At 71.4% G+C, this 20419-nt stretch carries 18 protein-coding genes and 1 riboswitch; of the genes, 7 read left to right on the forward strand and 11 right to left on the reverse strand.

Translation table 11 applies throughout. The annotated features are described in order from the left end of the window. Positions 1–60: 60 nt before the first annotated feature. Positions 61–1320, reverse strand: coding sequence for a YncE family protein (locus ABZS97_RS21135; RefSeq protein WP_356139819.1), 1260 nt, complete (start codon positions 1318–1320; stop codon positions 61–63). A gap of 211 nt (positions 1321–1531) precedes the next feature. On the opposite strand from ABZS97_RS21135, the gene ABZS97_RS21140 reads away from it, so the two are divergent. Beyond that, entirely contained in the window at positions 1532–2197 is a 666-nt protein-coding gene (locus ABZS97_RS21140; RefSeq protein WP_356139820.1) for a helix-turn-helix domain-containing protein, read from the forward strand. Between the two features lie 6 nt (positions 2198–2203). Here ABZS97_RS21140 and ABZS97_RS21145 read toward each other — a convergent pair whose 3' ends face one another. The 3 genes from ABZS97_RS21145 to ABZS97_RS21155 all read right to left on the reverse strand — a co-directional run bounded on the left by ABZS97_RS21145 (position 2204) and on the right by ABZS97_RS21155 (position 7015). Beyond that, positions 2204–3451 carry a glycosyltransferase gene (locus tag ABZS97_RS21145; protein WP_356139821.1) on the reverse strand — a complete coding sequence of 416 codons (1248 nt, stop codon included), beginning with the start codon at positions 3449–3451 and terminating at the stop codon, positions 2204–2206. Positions 3452–3557: 106 nt separating this feature from the next. After that, positions 3558–5960, reverse strand: a complete 2403-nt coding sequence (locus ABZS97_RS21150; RefSeq protein ID WP_356139822.1) for an excinuclease ABC subunit UvrA — start codon at positions 5958–5960, stop codon at positions 3558–3560. 206 nt (positions 5961–6166) lie between these two features. Further along, a complete protein-coding gene (locus ABZS97_RS21155; protein WP_356139823.1) occupies positions 6167–7015 on the reverse strand; it encodes a bifunctional 5,10-methylenetetrahydrofolate dehydrogenase/5,10-methenyltetrahydrofolate cyclohydrolase in 849 nt (282 codons plus the stop codon). 23 nt (positions 7016–7038) lie between these two features. Next, positions 7039–7125, reverse strand: a riboswitch (ZMP/ZTP riboswitch). Between the two features lie 97 nt (positions 7126–7222). Here ABZS97_RS21155 and ABZS97_RS21160 point away from each other — a divergent pair. Both ABZS97_RS21160 and ABZS97_RS21165 read left to right on the forward strand, forming a co-directional pair. After that, on the forward strand, positions 7223–8608 hold the full coding sequence (locus ABZS97_RS21160; protein ID WP_356139824.1) for a hypothetical protein: 1386 nt from the start codon (positions 7223–7225) through the stop codon (positions 8606–8608). Positions 8609–8665: 57 nt separating this feature from the next. Further along, entirely contained in the window at positions 8666–9262 is a 597-nt protein-coding gene (locus ABZS97_RS21165; protein ID WP_356139825.1) for a hypothetical protein, read from the forward strand. Positions 9263–9538: 276 nt separating this feature from the next. On the opposite strand, the gene ABZS97_RS21170 is transcribed toward ABZS97_RS21165, so the two are convergent. Further along, positions 9539–9904, reverse strand: coding sequence for a nuclear transport factor 2 family protein (locus tag ABZS97_RS21170; protein WP_356139826.1), 366 nt, complete (start codon positions 9902–9904; stop codon positions 9539–9541). Positions 9905–10075: 171 nt separating this feature from the next. Here ABZS97_RS21170 and ABZS97_RS21175 point away from each other — a divergent pair, with 171 nt between their 5' ends. Then, a complete protein-coding gene (locus ABZS97_RS21175) occupies positions 10076–10369 on the forward strand; it encodes a hypothetical protein (protein WP_356139827.1) in 294 nt (97 codons plus the stop codon). A 158-nt stretch (positions 10370–10527) separates the two neighbouring features. Here the strand turns inward: ABZS97_RS21175 and ABZS97_RS21180 are convergent, their stop codons facing one another. The 4 genes from ABZS97_RS21180 to ABZS97_RS21195 form a co-directional block, all read right to left on the reverse strand. After that, positions 10528–12282 carry an ABC transporter ATP-binding protein gene (locus tag ABZS97_RS21180; protein ID WP_356139828.1) on the reverse strand — a complete coding sequence of 585 codons (1755 nt, stop codon included), beginning with the start codon at positions 12280–12282 and terminating at the stop codon, positions 10528–10530. A 68-nt stretch (positions 12283–12350) separates the two neighbouring features. Further along, the gene (locus ABZS97_RS21185) at positions 12351–13859 is read right to left on the reverse strand and encodes a TIGR00730 family Rossman fold protein (protein WP_356139829.1); all 1509 of its coding nucleotides are present in this window, start codon (positions 13857–13859) and stop codon (positions 12351–12353) included. Further along, entirely contained in the window at positions 13850–15199 is a 1350-nt protein-coding gene (locus tag ABZS97_RS21190) for an FAD-binding protein (protein WP_356139830.1), read from the reverse strand. The genes ABZS97_RS21185 and ABZS97_RS21190 overlap by 10 nt, the downstream gene beginning before the upstream one ends. Next, on the reverse strand, positions 15196–15978 hold the full coding sequence (locus ABZS97_RS21195; protein WP_356139831.1) for an isopentenyl transferase family protein: 783 nt from the start codon (positions 15976–15978) through the stop codon (positions 15196–15198). The genes ABZS97_RS21190 and ABZS97_RS21195 overlap by 4 nt, the downstream gene beginning before the upstream one ends. 254 nt (positions 15979–16232) lie before the next feature. Here ABZS97_RS21195 and ABZS97_RS21200 point away from each other — a divergent pair, with 254 nt between their 5' ends. From ABZS97_RS21200 to ABZS97_RS21210, 3 genes are all read left to right on the forward strand, one after another. Beyond that, positions 16233–16826, forward strand: a complete 594-nt coding sequence (locus tag ABZS97_RS21200) for a transketolase (RefSeq protein WP_356139832.1) — start codon at positions 16233–16235, stop codon at positions 16824–16826. 246 nt (positions 16827–17072) lie between these two features. Then, entirely contained in the window at positions 17073–18158 is a 1086-nt protein-coding gene (locus ABZS97_RS21205; RefSeq protein ID WP_356139833.1) for an S-(hydroxymethyl)mycothiol dehydrogenase, read from the forward strand. Then, the gene (locus tag ABZS97_RS21210) at positions 18158–18787 is read left to right on the forward strand and encodes an MBL fold metallo-hydrolase (protein ID WP_356139834.1); all 630 of its coding nucleotides are present in this window, start codon (positions 18158–18160) and stop codon (positions 18785–18787) included. The genes ABZS97_RS21205 and ABZS97_RS21210 overlap by 1 nt, the downstream gene beginning before the upstream one ends. A 28-nt stretch (positions 18788–18815) precedes the next feature. On the opposite strand, the gene ABZS97_RS21215 is transcribed toward ABZS97_RS21210, so the two are convergent. Together ABZS97_RS21215 and ABZS97_RS21220 are read right to left on the reverse strand one after the other, a co-directional pair. Further along, complete coding sequence (locus ABZS97_RS21215; RefSeq protein WP_356139863.1) at positions 18816–19976, reverse strand: DUF6596 domain-containing protein; 1161 nt, start codon at positions 19974–19976, stop codon at positions 18816–18818. Positions 19977–19984: 8 nt separating this feature from the next. Next, complete coding sequence (locus ABZS97_RS21220; protein WP_356139835.1) at positions 19985–20392, reverse strand: YciI family protein; 408 nt, start codon at positions 20390–20392, stop codon at positions 19985–19987. Between the last annotated feature and the right edge of the window lie 27 nt (positions 20393–20419).

Raw genomic sequence — 20419 nt, forward strand, 5'->3', positions numbered from 1 at the left:
CAAACCTTTGAGGGCCTTGCGATCACCGTGGGGGCGCTTTGGTGCGTCCGCCCTGCGGGGTCAACCCGCGGACGGAGACGTCCAGTTCGCCGCCACATGGGCCAGCCGTACGCGCTGCGGGTGGTCGCCGACCGCCACGGAGACCGTCTTGGTCCCGGTGGCGAAGTCGATGGCGGTGACCTGGTCGGCGCCGCTCTCGGAGATGACGCAGGACTTGCCGTCGCCGCTGACCGTGGCCCAGTAGGGCTTGGAGGCGGGTACCAGCGGGCCTTCCTGGAGGGTGGCGCGGTCGACGACGGTCGCGTAGTCGTCCATCGTGCCGGCGACGCACAGTTTGGTGCCGGAGGGGTTCATCGAAAGGCCGTGGTGGCGCGAGTCGTTGACCCAGGTGGTGCGGTCCTCGCTGGTGGCCGGGTTCTTCGGCAGCGTCTTGACCCGGGTGATCTTGTCGGAGGCGACGTCGTACTCCAGGAACCCGTTGAAGAACGACACCTGGAAGTACAACTTGGACTCGTCGGGGCTGAAGACGGCGGGGCGGACCGCGTCGGAGTAGTCCTTGAGACCGATCGCGTCGAGCCGCTGCCGCATGTCGATCACCTTGACCTGCTTGAAGGTGGTCGTGTCGACGACGGTGATTTTCCGGTCGCCCTTCGTGAAGTCCTGCCATGGTGCGTCGAGCGAGGTGTTGACGTCGCCGATCGCCATGTTCCAGATGTACTTGCCGTCGCGGCTGAAGATGTTCTCGTGCGGCTTGTCGCCGGTGCCGAACGAGCCGAGCTGCTTGCCGGTGTTGATGTCGAGGACGTGCACGGTGTTGGCGGTCGAGGCCGAGACGGCGACGCGGGTGCCGTCGGGGGACACGGCCATGTGGTCGGCGCGGTAACCCGACACGGGGAAGCGCCAGTTGATCTTCCCGGTGGCGAGGTCGATCGAGACGACGTCGGCGAAGCTCGGGCGGGAGACGACCATGGACTTGCCGTCGGGCGTGGAGTACATGTCGTCGACGAGCTGGTCGTGGCCCTCGCCGACACCGTTGCGAATGGCCATGAAGTAGATCCACTTGATCGGGTCGGCGTTGATCTCCGCCATCCGCGCGTCCTTGTCCGGCACGACGTTGACCCGGCCGACCTTGGCGAAGTCGCCGCTGGACTTGACGACATCGGCGGTGCCGTCCCAGTTGTTGCCCACGAACATCACCTCGCGCAGGTCGGCTGCGGAGACCTGCGCGGTGGCCGCCTGGGCGGCGGTCGCCGGGCCGGTGAACGTCAGGGCGACGGCGGCGGCGAGGATGCAGAGATGCCGGGGTCTGAGGACAGACATGGTGGGTCCTTGTCGTCTGCGGCGCGCCGGGGAAGGGGTGGTGGGGGCGCCGGTGGCGGGTGCATGACAGGAGGAAGATTCTGAACACGCCCACATTCAGAGTGGACTTACTGGAAAGTAAGGAAGAGGGGCCCCTCTCCACAAGACCCTGGACACGACAAAATTGGCCGACGGTCGAACGGGCCGTCGAACTCGGCGAGGGAGGCAGTGCGTGGCGGGCAGGCTCAGACAGCCGACCGGCCGGTACGGCGGCAGGACGGCAGCGGAGCGGCAGGCCGAGCGGCGGAGCCGCTTCCTGGACGCCGCGCTCCAACTCTTCGGCGACAGCCCCGGGTTCCGGTCCACGACCGTCGCGGCGCTCAGCGAGGCGGCCGGGCTGTCGACCCGTCAGTTCTACGAGGAGTTCCGCACCCTCGAAGACGTCCTCGCCGCCCTGCACCTCCAGGTCAACGCATGGGCCGAGGAGGCGGCCCTGACCGCCCTCGCCGAGGCTCAGGACCTGCCCCTCGCCGGGCGCGCCGCCGCGATCTTTCGCGCGTACGCCGCCAATGTGACGGGCGATCCGCGCCGGATCCGCATCACGTTCGTCGAAATCATCGGCGTGAGTCCGCGGCTGGAGGAGCAGCGGCTCGCCCGCCGGGCCCGCTGGGTGGACTTCATCTGTGCCGCGGCGGCCGATGCCGTCGAGCACGGCGAGGCCGCTCCGCGCGACTACCGGATCGCCGCGACCGCCTTCATCGGCAGCGTCAACGGCCTGCTGCACGACTGGAGCGCGGGCTGGGTGGACGCCACCCTCGACCATGTCGTCGAGGAACTCGTGCGCCAGCTCCTGGGCATCCTGCGTCCCGCGGACTGGCACCCGGACGACCTCTCCTGACGGTGCTCAGCGGGCGAGCCGGTTCACCGCGTCGAGGACCGGCCCCACGCCGTCCTCGGCGCGGATGCCGGCGGCCAGAGATCTGGCGCGCCGCTCGTACGACGGGTCCGTCGTGGCGCGCACCAGCGCCTCCGTGAGCGTGTCGGTGGTGAGCCTGCGCAGCGGAAGGGCCCGGGGTGCCACGCCGAGGCGGACGAGCCGCGCCGCCCAGAACCCCTCGTCGAACTGCACGGGTACCGGCACCGCGGGCACACCCGCGCGCAGCCCGGCGGCCGTCGTGCCCGCTCCCGCGTGGTGGACCACGGCGGCCATCCGCGGGAAGAGCAGCGCATGCGGGACCTCCTCCACGGTGCACATGTCCTCGCCGTACGCCCGCAGCCCGCCCCAGCCCCGCTGGACGACACCGCGCAACCCGGCCGCCCTCAGGGCGCGTACGACCTCGGCGCTGAGCCGCTCGGCATCGGGCACGGTGGCGCTGCCCAGGCCCACGAAGACCGGGGGAGGCCCGGCGTCCAGGAAGTCCCGCAGCGCGGGCGGGAGTTGGGGCTCCTGGCCGTCGTAGGGCCACCAGTACCCGGACACGTCAAGGCCGGGGCGCCAGTCAGCGGGCCGGGGCACCACCAGCGGGCTGAAACCGTGGAACACGGGCGCCCCTTGCCGCTCGCGCCGACGCTGCGCGGCGCCGGGACCGGTCCCCGACAGGCCCAGTCGGGTCCGCAGCGTGCGCACGGTCGCGGCGAAGACCTGATCCACGGCCAGGTTCACGCCGTACCCGGCGGCCCGGTTGACCGTCGGCCCCCAGGAGCGGACTGCGGTCAACGGCGGCGCGAACTCCCGTGTGGGAGCGAGGGGTTGGAGGTGAACACCCATGCTCGGCAGCGACAGTCCCTCGGCGACGGCATACCCGAGAGGTGCCACGGAGGCAGCCAGCAGGAGTACGTCGCTGACCCGCGCGGCCTCGATCAGGTCGTCGGCCAGCTGCCCGACCAGCGCCCTGGCCATCCCGACGACACGGATCAGCTTCCCGGCGCCGGTCGTGCTGCGATGCAGCCCCCGGCCCCGCCCGGACTCCAGCTCGGCCCGCGGATCCACGGGCAGTGCGTGAAACCGTACGCCGGAGCCGGCCACCAGCGGCTCGAAGCACCCGTGCGTCACCAGGGTGACCTCGTGCCCGGCACGCACCAGCCCGTGTCCCAGTCCCGTGTACGGCGCCACGTCGCCCCGCGACCCCGCCGTGATGATCGCTACTCGCACGAGGCCAGTATGGCGGCGGACACCGCTCGGGGACACGCAGCGGACCTGTGCGCGGCGACCGAAACGGACGCGGGAGCTCGTCTCCCCGCGTCCGTCGGGGACTCGGTCAGGCGCCCACGTAGGCCGCGAGATGCTCGCCGGTGAGGGTGGAGCGGGCGGCGACGAGGTCGGCAGGCGTGCCCTGGAAGACGATCGTGCCGCCGTCGTGGCCGGCGCCGGGACCGAGGTCGATGATCCAGTCGGCGTGCGCCATGACCGCCTGGTGGTGTTCGACGACGATGACCGACTTGCCGGAGTCGACGAGCCGGTCGAGCAGGCCCAGCAGCTGTTCGACATCCGCGAGGTGCAGGCCGGTGGTCGGCTCGTCGAGGACGTAGACCGACCGGTCGCCGCTCTTCTCGCCCAGGCGGGTGGCCAGCTTCAGACGCTGCCGTTCGCCGCCGGAGAGCGTGGTGAGCGGCTGGCCGAGGCTGAGGTAGCCGAGCCCGACGTCGGCGAGCCGTTCGAGGATCTTGTGCGCGGCCGGGATGCGGGCCTCTCCGGCGCCGAAGAACTCCTCGGCCTCCGTCACCGACATCGCGAGCACCTCGCTGATGTTGCGGCCGCCGAGGTGGTAGTCGAGCACCGAGGCCTCGAACCGCTTGCCCTCGCACTCCTCGCAGGTGGTGGCGACGCCCGCCATCATCCCCAGGTCGGTGTACACGACGCCGGCGCCGTTGCAGGTGGGACAGGCGCCCTCGGAGTTGGCGCTGAACAGTGCCGGCTTCACGCCGTTGGCCTTCGCGAACGCCTTGCGGATCGGCTCCAGCAGACCGGTGTACGTCGCCGGGTTGCTGCGTCGCGAGCCCTTGATCGCCGTCTGGTCGATCGACACCACACCCTCGCCCGCCGGGATCGACCCGTGCACGAGCGAGCTCTTGCCGGAACCGGCGACGCCGGTGACGACGGCGAGCACCCCGAGCGGGATGTCCACGTCGACGTCACGCAGGTTGTTCGCCGTCGCGCCGCGGATCTCCAGCGTGCCCGTGGGCTTGCGCACCGACTTCCTGAGGGAGGCCCGGTCGTCGAAATGGCGGCCCGTGACGGTGCCGCCGGTCCGCAGCCCCTCGACGGTGCCCTCGAAGCAGACGGCGCCGCCCGCCGTACCGGCACCTGGTCCGAGGTCGACGACGTGGTCGGCGATCGCGATCGTCTCCGGCTTGTGCTCCACGACCAGCACGGTGTTGCCCTTGTCGCGCAGCCGCAGGAGCAGGTCGTTCATGCGCTGGATGTCGTGCGGGTGCAGGCCGATCGTCGGCTCGTCGAAGACGTAGGTGACGTCGGTGAGCGAGGAACCGAGGTGGCGGATCATCTTGGTGCGCTGTGCCTCGCCGCCCGAGAGCGTGCCCGCCGGGCGGTCGAGGCTGAGGTAGCCGAGCCCGATGTCGACGAACGAGTCGAGAGTCTGCGTCAGCGACGCGAGCAGCGGCCCGACGGACGGGTCGTCCAGGGCCCGCACCCACACGGCGAGGTCGCTGATCTGCATCGCGCAGGCATCGGCGATGCTGATCTTCCCGATCTTCGACGCCCGGGCGGCCTCGCTGAGCCGGGTGCCCGCGCACTCGGGACAGACGGCGAACGTCACCGCCCGCTCCACGAAGGCCCGGACGTGCGGCTGCAGCGCGTCGACGTCCTTGGACAGCATCGACTTCTGGATCTTCGGGATCAGCCCTTCGTACGTCAGGTTGACGTTGTCGACCTTGATCTTGGTCGGCTCCTTGTGGAGCAGGTTCTGCAGCTCCCGCTTGGTGAACTTGCGGATCGGCTTGTCCGGGTCGAAGAAGCCGCAGCCGCGGAAGATACGGCCGTACCAGCCGTCGACGCTGTAGCCGGGGACGGTGAGCGCGCCCTCGTTGAGCGACTTGGTGTCGTCGTACAGCGCGGACAGGTCGAAGTCGGTGACCGAGCCCCGGCCCTCGCAGCGCGGGCACATGCCGCCGGTGCGGCTGTAGGTCCGCTTCTCGGCCATGGTCTTCCCGTCACCGCGTTCGACCGTGATCGCACCGCTGCCGCTGACCGAGGCGACGTTGAAGGCGTACGAGGAGGGCGGGCCGATGTGCGGCTTGCCGAGCCGGCTGAAGAGGATGCGCAGCATCGCGTTGGCGTCGGTGGCGGTGCCGACCGTGGAGCGGGGGTCGGCGCCCATCCGCTGCTGGTCGACGATGATCGCGGTCGTCAGCCCGTCGAGCACGTCGACCTCGGGCCGCGCCAGTGTGGGCATGAAGCCCTGGACGAACGCGCTGTACGTCTCGTTGATCATCCGCTGCGACTCGGCGGCGATCGTGCTGAACACCAGAGAGCTCTTGCCCGAGCCGGACACGCCCGTGAACACGGTGAGACGGCGCTTGGGGATCTCGACGCTGACGTCCTTGAGGTTGTTCTCGCGCGCACCGTGCACGCGGATCAGGTCATGGCTGTCGGCAACATGCGGCCCAGGCGACCGGGTGTCCGTCCTCGTGGCCCTGCTCATAGTGTCTCCCTCCGTCGGGCGGGACTGCCCTCGCGGCCCCCGCCGGCGTCGCCTGGCTCGATCCAACCGGCTTCGAGCGGTACGTCGGCCCGGAACGCCCGTGCCCACGACGGTCACGCTAGCCGCGGCCCGGGGTTGCGCGCTTCTCGAATCCTGATCGGTCCGTCACCTGTGCCCGCCGGCCACGACGGCCCCGGACGCGTCGATCACCCGCCGAGGTGCCGCTCGGCGCTCGTGACGGTCTGCTCCAGCAGGACCGCGATCGTCATCGGGCCGACGCCGCCCGGCACCGGAGTGATCAGCGCGGCTCGCGTGACGGCGGTCTCGAAGTCGACGTCGCCGACGTTCCCGGCGTTGTAGCCCGCGTCGATCACCACGGCGCCCGGCTTGATGTCCGCACCGCGGATCAGCCGGGGCCTGCCCACCGCGGCCACCACGATGTCCGCCTCCCGCACCGCCGCGGACAGGTCCGCCGTCCGCGAGTGGCAGTAGGTGACCGTCGCGTCGCGGCCGAGCAGCAGCATGCCGACCGGCTTGCCGAGGATCGCGCTGCGGCCCACCACCACGGCCCGCCGGCCCGCCGGGTCGACGTCGTACTCCTCCAGCAGCCGCATGATGCCGCCCGGCGTGCAGGACACGAAGCCCGGCAGCCCGAAGCTCATCGCCGCGTACGAGCTCAGCGTCACCCCGTCGACGTCCTTCTCCGGCGCGATGGCCTCGAACGCGGCCCGCTCGTCGACGTGCGGCCCGACGGGGTGCTGCAGCAGGATGCCGTGCACGGTGGGGTCCTCGGACAGCGCCCGGAGCGTGTCCACGAGTTCGGCGGTCGTCGTGGCGGCACGCAGGGCGACGTGCCGCGACTCGATGCCGGCCTTGCGGCACCGGTTCTGCTTCATACGGACGTACGTGACCGAGGCGGGGTCCTCGCCGACCAGCACCGTGGCCAGACAGGGCGCCGCCCCCGTGCGCTCCGTGAGAGCGGCCGCCCGCTCGGCGGTCTCCTTGACGATGCGGCGCGCGAGACCGGTGCCGTCCATGAGCCGGGCCTGTGACATGAGCTGCTCCTGAGCGTTGTCGACACAATCGCCCAGGCGCGCGGCAAGGACCCGTTGGTCGGGCCGCTCCCCGGTGGTCGTCCACCTCAGCGCCAGTCACGGCCTGCGCACCAGCCTAGCCGTCGCGGACGCGGGCTGTGTGAAGGGTGCGGGGGCTCCTCCGGCCCGTACGATGATCCGCCGGGGCGACAGGGGAGAGGGCCGTCAGTGACCGACGATCGCAACGACATACTCAAAGGGCTCGCATGGAACCGGGCCGCGCCCGACGACGTGCTGCTGCGCCTGCTGTCGCCGGACGCCCGGGCGGCCTGGAGCTGGATGTGCCTGCGTGAAGGGCTCTCGCAGGACCTGGTAGACGCCATCGTCGGGCACCCGGACCTGCGTGTGCGCGGCGCGTTCGCGGAGAGCTGGACCGCGGCCCCGGCCGACCGCGCCAGACTGGCCGACGACCCCGAGCCCAAGGTCCGCATCTGCGTGGGCTGCGGACCGGAACCCTTCCGGTTCGAGGTCGCTCCACTGCCCGACGCGACGTACGAGCGTCTGCTCGCGGACCCCGACGACGGCGTACGCGAATGGACGGCACAGTCGCACAGTCTCCCCCCGCGGCTGCTGGCCCGGTACGCCGGACACTCCGACCCCAAGGTCCGCGCCGCGGCCTGTCGCGCCTGGGACCAACTGGCCCCCGGCGCACGCGAAGTGCTCCTGGCGGACCCGGACGAAGCGGTACGCCGGGCCGCCGCGCGGAAGGCCTGCGCCGACGACGCGGCACGCACCGACCAACTGCTCGACACCCTGGGGTCCTGGGAGCGCGAGGACGTCCTGCGGCGGGGCCTGCTCACCCGCGCGACGGCCGAACGCCACGTGGCGAGCGAGGAGCCGAGGCAGCGGGCCGCGATCGCGTGGAACCCGTCACTGCCGCCCGATCTGATCGCGCGCCTCGCCTCGGACCCCGAGCACGACGTCCGCCTGGCGGTCTCGGCGCGGCCGGAACTCAACGAGGAGCAGCGGGCCGCGATCGACTACGAGGTGCTGCCGAAGGACCGCCTCAGGCCCGTCGGCTGGGTCTGGGACCTCCGCGACGACCTCGATGCGCTGCGCCATTGCGCGACCTCCGCGCACCCCTGGCTGCGCCGGACCGCCGCGGCCAACCCCTGTCTTCCGGCCGACCTCGTCGCTCCGCTCGCCCACGACGAGGACCCCGCGGTCCGGCTCCTGACCTGCGAGTACCAGCCCGACGCCCCACCGGACGCCCTGCTGCGGACGGCCCTGGGATGGACGGGCTACACCCGCTCCATCCTGCTGGAGAGACCGCAGTTCCCGAGGAAGGGCCTGGCCCGGTACGCCGACGACGCCGACCCCGGCCTCCGTGTGCTGGTCCCCCTCGACCCGGACGCCGCACCGGAGTTGATCATCCGCCTCAGCCACGACGAGAGCGGCTGGGTCAGGCGCACCGCCGCCGCCGACCCGCGCCTCCCGCCCGACCGCATCGAGGAACTACTGGCCGACCCGGCAGCCGTCGACGGCGCGGCCCGCAATCCGGCGTTGCCGGTGGCCGTCATGCGGCGGCTGCTGGACGAACTGGGCGTGGCCTGAACGGTCAGGGCCGAAATCGGATCGCGTGAGGTGGGGGCTTGTTGGCACGCTGCTCTCATGGATCGCGCGGAAGTTCTGCTCATCGGCGGACGGGCCGGCGTCGGCAAGACGACGGTGGGGCGGGAGGTTTCGGCGCTGCTGCGCGCCGTGGCGGTCCCGCACGCGATCATCGAGGGCGACTTCATGGGCCAGGTGCACCCCGCCCCGGAAGGGGATCCGCACCGTGCGGAGATCACCGAGAGCAATCTGACTGCGGTGTGGGCGAACTTCGCCCGGCGCGGGTACCGACGCCTGATCTACACGAACACCGTGAGCGTGCTGCCCGAGGCCACGGGCATGTTCGAGCGCGCCATGGGCGCCGAAGTGGGCGTCGTGCGCGTTCTGCTCACCGCCTCCGACGCGACGGCGCGTGAGCGGTTGACGGGGCGGGAGCTCGGCTCGGAACTGGAGCGCGAGTGGGAGGGCAGCCTCCGCAAGGCGCGGCTGCTGGAGCAGCGGGCACCGTCAGGAACGGTGCGGGTGGTGACGGACGGACGGCCCGTGGGGGACATCGCCCGGGAGGTCCTGGCCGCCACCGGCTGGGCCGGACCGCAGGAGGCGGGGTCAGGCAAGCCGTCCCGCTCGGCTTCGGGCTTCCGCCGGCAGGGCGGATGACACCGCAGGCACGGGTCGGGCGTCCGCCGCCGTGTACAGGTACAGCTCACCGGCACCGGATACGACGCGGGCGAACGGCATGCGATCGCGCCGGCCGAGGGTGCGAGCGCGCTGCGCGCAGCGCCGACCGGAGAAGCGCGGCGGACACCCCGCGTCCTGCCGCCAAGAGCGATCGTGGCCATCGGGACCGGTGCGGACGCGACCGCCCCAGCACCGCGCGGGCCGAGAAGGTCCAGGTCACACGGGAGTTGAGCTGGACCTTCGGCCAGTTCCTTCCTACTCGTCCCATGCCTGCAGCATCGTCTGCTGGACGATTTTGCCGTCGCGCAGCGACATCATCGACTCGGACAGCACCTTCACGCCGTCCGGGTACTCGCAGGACTCCGTGAAGGCGACGTGGTCGCCCTGGATGACACAGTTCTCCATCTTGTGGGTCATGTCCCGGCTGTAGACGTCGCCCAGCATCTCGCCGATCTCGGTGCGACCGTGCATGACCTTCGGGTGGCTGGGCTGGGTGTTGCGGTCCACGACGCGTATCTCAGCGTCGTCGGCGTAGAGCGACAGCAGTGTGTCCGCGCTCTGTCCTTCGATGCCCCGACGCAGAGCCTCTACGTCGAAGGCGGAGCCTGCCGCGGTGCCCATGGTGACCTCCTTGAAAGGCCGCGGCCCAGTGAGGAGCGGGCCGTGGAGGGCCTCTTCTCCGAGACTCCTCCGCCGCAGGCCGCACGGCAAGCGCAGGAGACCGATGAGCCTCTCGGGTGAGGGCCGGGGAACGCCCGTGTCCGCGCGCCCTCTCGCGCCGTTGCTGAAGGCATGATCTCAACACGACGTATGGTCGCTGCCGTTGGTCTCGCCGTCGGCTTCGCGGGTTTCGCCGCGCCGATGGCGAACGCGGCCGTCTCCGAGGCCCCGGACGCCGGCAAGCTCAACCCGATCGCCCAGCTCGACGAGCTCGCCGTGAGTGACATTCCCGTGGAGCACCAGGCCGAAATCCCGCGGGTCGCCAACCAGCTGAAGGGCCTCAACCGTCTCAACGACCTCGACCAGCTGCACCAGGTCACCGACCTGGCCGCCCCGGTCACCGGGCTGCTCGACGGCTTGGAGTAGTCGGCCGATTCCTGAACGGCCCCGCGGTCACCGGGGTCGGCGCGTTCCGAGGGCCCCCGCCACGGCGGGGGCCCTCGGCTTTCGACGCTTGTAGGACCGGAGCCTCGCGGTAGTCAGGTGAAGGAAGCGTCACAGGGCGAACGTGGCGACGCGGGCCGTCAGCCCGCGGTGGCGAGGAACTGGGTGGCCGCCAGCTCGGCGTAGAGCGGGTCCGCGGCGACGAGTTCCCGGTGGGTGCCCACCGCGCGGACACGGCCCGCGTCCATCACGACGATGCGGTCGGCCATCGTGACCGTGGACAGCCGGTGCGCGACCACCAGGACCGTGGTGGTACGGGCGACGTCGGCGACCGTGTCGCGCAGCGCGGCCTCGTTGACGGCGTCGAGCTGCGAGGTCGCCTCGTCGAGGAGCAGCAGGCGGGGCCGGCGCAGCAGGGCGCGGGCGATGGCGACGCGTTGGCGCTCGCCGCCGGACAGCCGGGTGCCGCGATGCCCGACGAGTGTGTCGAGCCCCCGCGGCAGCCGGGCCACCAGACCGTCCAGCCGTGTCGTCTTCAGGACGCGCGTGACATCGGCCTCGTCCGCCTCGGGGTTGCCCAGCAGCAGGTTGTCGCGCAGGGAACCCGACAGAACGGGGGCGTCCTGCTCCACATAGCCGATGGCGGACCGGAGTTGGGGCAGGTCCCACGCCTCCAGGCGCTGGCCGTCGAGGGTGATCGTCCCCGCCTCCGGGTCGTAGAACCGCTCGATGAGGGAGAAGACGGTCGTCTTGCCCGCACCAGAGGGCCCGACGAACGCGGTCATGCCCCGGGCCGGGACTGCGAAGGTCACGCCGTGGTGGACGTACGGCAGGTCATCGGCGTACCGGAAGCGGACGTCGTCGAAGGCGAGGACGGCGGGCTCGGCGCCGGAGGAGGGCAACGGCGCGGGCAGGGCCGCGGGTTCGGCGGGCAGCCGCAGTGCTTCCTGGATACGGGCGAGCGCCGCGGATCCGGTCTGGTACTGCGTGACAGCGCCCACGACCTGCTGGATCGGCGACATCAGATAGAAGACGTAGAGCAGAAAGGCGACCAGCGTGCCCACGTCGATGGCGCCGGTCGCGACCCGCGCGCCGCCCACCGCGAGCACGGTGATGAACGCGATCTGCATCGCCAGCCCGGCCGTGTTGCCCGCGGCCGCCGACCACTTGGCGGCGCGCACGCTCTGGCGCCACGACTCCTGCGCGGCCGCATGGAGGGTCTGCTCCTCGCGGTGCTCGGCGCCGGACGCCTTGACGGTGCGCAGCGCGCCGAGGATGCGCTCCAGCGAGGCGCCCATCACGCCGACCGCGTCCTGCGCCTGCCGGCTGGCCCGGTTGATGCGCGGCACGATGACGCCGAGCACGGTGCCCGCACACAGGATCACGGCCAGCGTCACACCGAGCAGCACCGCGTCGACGAGGCCCATCATCACCACCGTCGCCACGAGCGTGAGGCCGCCGGTGCCCAGCCCCACCAGCGAGTCGGTGGTGACCTCGCGCAGCAGTGTCGTGTCCGAGGTGATGCGGGCCATCAGGTCGCCCGGCTCACTGCGGTCGACGGCCGGGATGCGCAGCCGCAGCAGGTACGACGACAGGGCGCGGCGCGCACCGAGCACCACCGACTCGGCGGTGCGCCGCAGCACGTACGAACCCATCGCGCCGACCGCCGCGTTGGTGACCACCAGCGCCGCCATGCCGACCAGCGCACGGGCGATGGGCCGCTCGTGCGACAGGTCGTCGATGAGCCCCCGGGCCACCAGCGGCAGCAGGAGCCCGGTGGCACCGGTGCCGAGCGCCAGCAGCGCGCCCGAGAGCAACGCCCACCGGTGCGGCCGCACATACCCGAGGAGCAGGCGCCACGGGGGAGGGACGGGTTCCGTCTCGGCGATGCTCACGGCGCTCCTCGGGTGAATCGGGGTGAAGCGTTCAGGCTACGTCCGCGACGGCGCCCGAGGAGCACCGCTCACCCCCCTTTCAAGGCCCGCCAGTCCCGGGTCAGTGCGAGCGTGAGCGGGGCTTCGCCGCCTGCGGGCAGACAGCCGTCGAGCATACGGACCAGTACCTCGCCCGGGCCCAGTTCCAGGTACGTGGTGACGCCGTCCTGGTGCAGGCGGTGGACCGCGTCCGCGAACCGGACCGGCTCGCGGATCTCCCGGACCCAGAACTCCGGTGAGACGGCCTCGTTCTCGACAGGCTCCGCGGTGATGTCCGAGACGAGCGGGGTGCGCGGGACGTGCAGTTCCACGGTGCGCAGGGCGTCCCGGAAGCCGTCCAGCAGGGTGTCGAGGTGCGGGGAGTGGGCTGCCACGTCCGCGCGCAGCATCGTGGTCCGCCGGCCCCGGGCCGCCCACTTTTCGGTCAGGGCCGTCACGTCGTCCCGGTCCCCGGACACGACCACGGACCGGGGGCCGTTGACGGCCGCGAGCACCACGCCGCAGTCCAGGTCCAGTTCGTCCGGGGATGCCTCCAGCGCGGCCATGGCACCGCCCTTGGGCAGGGCGCCCATGAGACGCGACAGTGTGCCGACGGCGCGGCAGGCGCCCGCGAGGGAGAAGACGCCCGCGGCATGGGCGGCGGCCATCCGGCCGGCCGAGTAGCCGAACAGCACATCGGGCTTGAGCCCCCAGCTCTCCAGCAGCCGCAACTGCGCGGTCTGCAGGGCGAAGAGCGCCGGATTCGTGAACGAGGTCCGGTCCAGCAGAGCGGCCGTGCGGGTATCGGCCTCGTTGAACATCACGTCCCGCAGCGGCAGGCCGAGGTAGGGGTCGAGTTCTCGGCAGACCTCGTCGAGGGCGTCGGCGAACACCGGGAAGGCCTCGTACAGTTCACGGCCCATGCCCGGCTGCTGCGAGCCGGCACCGGAGAACAGAAACGCGGTCAGGCCCTCGGGAGGAGTCAACATCACTGCCGCAGCCGCCGGTTGCGGCCTTTGCCGGGTGAGCCGCTCGACCACTTCCTGCGCCGAATCGCACACGATGACGTGCTCCAGGTCCCCCGGCTGCAGGAAGCCCTCGTCGCGGGCGTGTTCCAGGAACGCCAGCAGCGGTCGGTAGAAGCCGTGCGGGTCCAGCAGGAGGCACGGCTTGCGGTGGATGCGCAACTGGGCCCAGGCCAGCGCCTCCAGCAGCTCCTCCGCCGTACCCAGTCCGCCCGGTAGCGCGACGAACGCGTCGGCCGACTCGGCCATGCGTGCCTTGCGCTCGTGGATGCCCGCGACGACCTGGAGATCGGTGAGGCCGTCATGGGCGATCTCGTACGGCAGCATGCGGCGCGGGATGACTCCGGTGACGGATCCTCCGGCGGCCAGGGCGGCGTCCGCGACCGCGCCCATCAGGCCGGTCCGGGCGCCGCCGTAGACGAGTCGCAGCCCCGACTCGGCGAGGGCGCGGCCGAGTTCGGTGGCGCTTCGCAGATGGCCGGGCCGGTGGCCGGGGGAGGAGCCGCAGAACACGGTCACCGTGGTCACGGCCACAGACCGGGCCCCCTGGTCAGGATGCGGTAAGGATCGTGGCGGTCCTTCGCCCGCGCCAGCACGTCCCAGGTGTCCCCGAAGTGCCTGCGCCAGTCCTCGCAGGTCATCGGCAGCGCGCTCACCGGGTGGACGACCCCGCCGAGTTCCCTCGCCCGCTCGTACGCCGCGCGGTTGGCGGCCACCGAGCGCCGTACGGCCGACGGGTTCGCGGGCGGCGCCGTACGCATCAGGGAGAACACATGGAGGAGTTCGCCCGGCGGGCGGCGCAGCAGCGGGGTGTGCAGACGGCCGCCGAGAAGGGGGTGGAGCTGGACGACCCCGTTGGTGCGCAGGTCGTTCTGGGCGCTGTCCGCCAGTACCTCCGCCACGAAGGCGGGGGCGGTCCGCGCGGGGAGCAGCAGGGTGAGCCAGGGGTGCGGGCGCTGCCATTCGCCGGTGACGCGCAGGATCCGCTCGGCGCGGTCCAGCCGGTGGAGATGGGCCCCGTAGGACACGTCCTCGATCTCCACGGTGTCGCTCACGTGTCCGAGGTCGCCGATCAACAGGTCGTCGTCGAGCGGCAGATGACCTGTTCGGTGCGGAACGACCGCCTCGATCATGTAGTGCCAGGTGTGGTGAAGGGCGGGCCGCACCTGTCCGTCCAAGTGGCTGAAGCGCCGGTCGCGGACCAGTCGGTGCTGGTCGGCGAAGAAGCTCTCCGGGCTCTGGTGGTAGAGGCGGTAGCGGCGTACACGCTCGGGGGCCGGCGTCAGCCGGAGAGTGGCCCGCACGATCAGGGCACATTGGCCGAGGCCCGCCAGCACGGCGTCGAAGAGACCCGGGTGCAGATCGGGAGAGCACGTCACCAGCTCTCCGGTGCCGGTGACGACGTCCAGCGACGCCACCGCGTCGGAGACGAGGCCGTGGTGGTGGCTCGACGTGCCGATGCCTCCGGTGCTCAGCACTCCGCCGACGCTGCTGCCGAGGTGGTCGGTGAGCACCGGCGGCGTGAGGCCCTCGGTGAGTGCGGCCCGCACGACGTCCCGCCACAGGGCGCCCGCCTCGGCCACCAGTGTCCGCTCGCCGGGCGCGCAGTCCACCCTGTTCAGCGCGCCCATGTCGAGGACGAAACCGCCGTCGGCCTGTCCCTGGCCGTACAGGGAGTACCCGCCGCCGCGGGCGGACACCGGCCGCCCGCGCGGGCCGGCGAACGCGATGACGTCCTGCACGTCGCGGACCGTGCGCGGGGTGAGGACGCCCCACGGACGGGTGCTGACGACATGCCCGAAGTCGGCCGCCGCCCGGGTCAGCTCCTCGGCCCGGGTGCTCAGGGCGGCGGGGAACTGCGAGGTGTGGGTCATGCCGCGTCTCCCAGCACGTCGATGTCGACGTCGAATCCGGATCCGGTCCCGGAAATGTGGTCCTTGAACATTTCGGCGAAGACGCGGTACTGAAGGAATCCGTGCTCGGCGTGCCGTTCGGCGATCAGAGCGGCCATTCGTTCCACGACAGGAGGGGAGAGTGGTTGTTCATGGATCGTCTCCACATCGAGCGCGTACTTGGCGCAGCATTCGAGGACGGCCTCGAAGCCGTTGACGGAAGCGGTGAAAAGCCGTAGGTCCGGCTCACGCCACAAGGTCGCCAATTCCTCCAGGAGGCTTCTGCCGGGGGAGGGCGGAGCGATCATTTCGTGGGCGCGGCGGGTGAGCGCGGCGAGGTAGTCGACGCGGGAGGGGAGGGGGAGGAGGCGTACGGACAGGTGCCAGGAGGGTTTGGGGACGCGGCTGGTCAGGGTGCGCAGCAGGGAGATCGAGCCGCCCTCGACGATCACGAACCGATGGCGTGCACCCAGTCGCGCCACCAGGGCGATGAGCGCGTCCGCCGCCTTGTCCGCGGATAAGTCGCCGTCGGGGACGGTCCGTTCGTCCAGCCAGTAGCGCCGTGCGCCCGGTGCCTGTGCCCCCGCGCGGGCGCTGGTGGTGGTGAGGTCCGTGAAGCACTGCAGCCGGTCGGCGACGACGATCGGGGCGCCGGTGACCCGGGCGAGTTCGGTGGCCGCCGCGCTCTTTCCCGAGCCGGTCGGTCCGGCGATCAGATGGACGAAGGGATACGCCGCGGTATGCGGTCGACTGCTGGTCATGGGAGTCCCTCCCGGTCTGTGCACATGCCATTCGGTCGCCGTCAACCTACTCATCCGGGCGGGCCGGAAACACCACCGGTATCCCCGGACAGGGCAAAGAGATTTCCACCTTTCCCTCGGCTTGTTAAAGGTTAAAGTTAATGGATTTCTGGGGTAGATACTTGGGAATCCAAGGTGAAGTGAGAAGGTCTCGCCTGGTTCTTACCTATTTCTTGACGCGTTGAATGCGCGTAAACAATTCCTAGGAGTCTCCTGTGCAGTCGGAAATGTTGACCGCTCTCACCCAGACCCTGCCGGACCTGGCCCGCAACGACTCCCTGTCCGGCGGCTCGCTGCTCATCGGATACGAGTCCGCGCAGGAGGTCGGCCGGTTCGCGGCCCGCGCGGGCTGGAGTGTGCACGTTCCGGGCCACCCGGATGAGGTGCGCGCGGCGGTGCGGAAGGCCGCCGCCGGCACCGGGCAGGCCTACATTCACGTGTCCCGGCACTCCAACGCCGAGCCGCGCGCAGCCGCCGACGGCTTCGAGATGGTCAGGGAGGGGCGCGCGGGCGTCGTGCTCGCGGTGGGCGCCACCCTTGATCCGGTACTGCGCGCCACGGCCGGACTGGACCTCGCGGTCCTCTACGCCACCACCGTGCGGCCCTTCGACGCGGTGGGCCTGCGTACGGCCGTCCTCGCCGCCGACCATGCGGACGTCGTGCTCGCGGAGCCGTACCCGCGCGGCACGTGCGCCCATCAGGTGGCCGAGACACTGGTCCACGTACCGCATCGGCTGCTCGCCCTGGGGGACGAGGACGGACTGGACGGCGAGCACATCGCCCGGGCGCTACGGGACTTCGTCAGGTGAACCGTGCTCCACGGCCCCCGGCGTCGATGCGAGGGGGCCTCGGCGCGGATGCCATCCTTGACCTTCGAAAGGTCACGAAGGGTGGAGTGCGATACCCCCTCTCTGAAATTACCCCGTGGGGTACTTCTTCGGCTTCCGCGGGGCGGAAAATGTGCACCGCATGGACGGGGTGCGCTTGGATCATGTGAAGAGAGCCGCGCCGACACGGGTCGGCGTTCGCAGGGACCGACGGAAGGGTTCGTCACCATGGCGCAGGAAGTACGCGGCGTGATCGCACCGGGCAAGAACGAGCCGGTGCGCATCGAGACGATCATCGTGCCGGATCCGGGGCCCGGCGAGGCCGTGGTCAAGATCCAGGCGTGCGGCGTGTGCCATACCGACCTGCACTACAAGCAGGGCGGGATCAGCGACGACTTCCCGTTCCTGCTCGGCCACGAGGCGTCCGGCATCGTGGAGTCGGTCGGCGCCGGCGTCACCGACGTCGCGCCCGGCGACTTCGTGATCCTCAACTGGCGCGCGGTGTGCGGGAACTGCCGGGCGTGTCTGCGCGGACGGCCCTGGTACTGCTTCAACACGCACAACGCCAAGCAGCGGATGACGCTGACCGACGGCACCGAGCTGTCCCCGGCCCTGGGCATCGGCGCCTTCGCCGAGAAGACCCTCGTCGCCGCCGGACAGTGCACCAAGGTCGACCCGGCCGTCTCCCCGGCGGTGGCGGGCCTGCTGGGCTGCGGTGTGATGGCCGGCATCGGCGCCGCGATCAACACGGGCAACGTCGGCCGGGGCGACACGGTCGCGGTCATCGGCTGCGGCGGTGTCGGCAACGCGGCCATCGCCGGGTCCCGGCTGGCCGGTGCGGCGAAGATCATCGCCGTGGACATCGACGACCGCAAACTGACCACCGCGCAGAAGATCGGCGCGACACACACCGTCAACTCGCGCGCCGCCGACCCCGTCGAGGCGATCCGTGAGCTGACCGGCGGCTTCGGCGCCGACGTCGTCATCGAGGCGGTCGGCCGCCCGGAGACGTACCAGCAGGCCTTCTACGCCCGCGACCTGGCGGGCACGGTCGTCCTCGTCGGCGTACCCACCCCGGAGATGAAGCTGGAGCTGCCCCTGCTGGACGTCTTCGGACGCGGCGGAGCCCTCAAGTCGTCCTGGTACGGCGACTGCCTGCCCTCGCGCGACTTCCCGATGCTGATCGACCTGCACCTCCAGGGGCGGCTGGACCTGGACGCGTTCGTGACCGAGACGATCGCCCTGGACGAGGTGGAGCCCGCCTTCGAGCGGATGCACCACGGCGACGTGCTGCGCTCGGTGGTGGTGCTGTGATGACGACACGCATCGAGCACCTCGTCACCTCGGGCACCTTCTCCCTCGACGGCGGCACCTGGGACGTCGACAACAACGTCTGGATCGTCGGCGACGACCACGAGGCGATCGTCATCGACGCCGCGCACGACGCCGACGCCATCGTCGAGGCGGTGGGCGGGCGGCGGCTCACCGCCATCGTGTGCACGCACGCCCACAACGACCACATCGACGCCGCACCCGCCCTCGCCGAGCGCACCGGCGCCACGATCTGGCTGCACCCCGACGACCTGCCCCTGTGGAAGCAGACCCACCCCGACCGGCTCCCCGACGCCTGGCTCGCCGACGGCCAGGTGATCGAGGCGGCCGGCGCCGACCTGACGGTCCTGCACACCCCGGGCCATGCGCCGGGCGCGGTCTGCCTGTACGACCCGGGCCTGGGCACGGTCTTCACCGGCGACACCCTCTTCCACGGCGGTCCGGGTGCGACCGGCCGTTCCTACTCCCACTTCCCCACGATCATCGACTCGATCCGTGAGCGCCTGCTCGCCCTCCCGGCGGACACGGTGGTACGCACCGGCCACGGCGAGACGACCACCATGGGAGCCGAGGCCCCGCACCTGGAGGAGTGGATCGCCCGAGGGCACTGACGGCTGCGGGACACCCGCGCGCGACCCGTCAGCGACCCCGGCGGGTGTTGAGCCGGGCGGCCTGGCGCGTCAGATGGTCGCGCTCGGCGAGGTTGGGTGCCATGCGGGCCGCCTCGGCGTACAGCCGCGCCGCCGTCACCAGGTCGCCGTCACGCTCGTGGAGGTACGCCGCCACCGCGGCGTGGCGGGGCAGCGCGTCGTCCACCTCCGCGAGCGCCGCCAGCCCCGCGCGAGGTCCGTCGGCCTCGCCGACGGCCACCGCGCGGTTGAGCCGGACGACCGGACTGTCGGTCAGGCGCGCGAGCTCGTCGTACCACTCGACGATCTGTACCCAGTCGGTCTCCTCGGCGGTGAGCGCGTCGGCGTGGAGCGCCGCGATGGCGGCCTGGGCCTGGAACTCGCCCAGCCGGTCGCGGGCGAGGGCCGTCTGAAGGATCTCGACACCCTCCGCGATCGCCCCGGTGTCCCAGCGGCCGCGCTCCTGCTCGGCGAGCGGGACCAGGCTGCCGTCGGGCGCGGTGCGGGTGGCGCGCCGGGCGTGGTGGAGCAGCATGAGGGCGAGCAGCCCCGCCACCTCGCCGGAGAGAATGTGGCGAGCGTCGATCGCGGCCGCGAGCTGCCGGGTGAGCCGGATGGCCTCGGCGGCGAGGTCGACGTCGCCGGAGTACCCCTCGTTGAAGACCAGGTAGAGGACGCGCAGCACGGTCGCGACATCGCCGGGCTGGTCGAACCGCACGCCGGAGACGGTGCGCTTGGCCCGGCTGATGCGCTGCGCCATGGTCGCCTCGGGCACCAGGTAGGCCTGGGCGATCTGGCGGGTGGTCAGCCCGCCGACGGCGCGCAGCGTGAGCGCGACCGCGGACGACGGCGTCAGCGACGGGTGGGTGCACAGGAAGTAGAGCTGGAGCGTGTCGTCCACCGCGGGCGCGGGCCCGGCCGCCGGCTCCTCGTCGAGGCGGTCCTCCCGCCTGCGGCGGGCGGTGTCCGCCCGGGTCGCGTCGAGGAACTTCCGCCAGGCCACGGTGACCAGCCAGCCCTTCGCGTCCCGCGGCGGGTCGGCCGGCCAGCCGCGGACCGCCTCGACCAGCGCGTCCTGCACGGCGTCCTCGGCCGCCGCGAAGTCTGCTCCGCGGCGGACGAGGATCCCGAGCACGCTCGGCGTGAGACTCCTCAGCAGGGTCTCGTTCATCGACGTGGTCACTCCGTGATGGTGGGTGACACGCCGTAGAACGGGCGCAGTTCCAGCCACTCGTGGATCGGCTTCCCGTCGGCCCCGGGGGCGGCCGACAGTTCCCCGGCCAGCTCGAGGGCGCGCTCGTAACTGTCCACGTCGATCACCATCCAGCCCGCGATGACGTCCTTGGTCTCGGCGAACGGGCCGTCGGTGACCGGCGGGCGCCCCTCACCGTCGTACCGCACGAACGTGCCCTCGGGGGCGAGCGCCTGGCTGTCGACGAACTCGCCGGTCTTCTCCAGCCGGGCCGCGAAGTCGTTCATGTACTGCAGGTGGGCCGAGATCTCCTCCGGCGTCCACTGGTCCATGGGTACGTCGTTGGCCGGGGCCGGAGCGCCGCGGTAGTGCTTCAGGAGCAGGTACTTGGCCATGGTGTGTCTCCTCGGTACTGGTGCGGC

The organism is Streptomyces sp. NPDC005485 (assembly GCF_040606085.1).
In the GTDB taxonomy this organism is placed as follows: domain Bacteria; phylum Actinomycetota; class Actinomycetes; order Streptomycetales; family Streptomycetaceae; genus Streptomyces.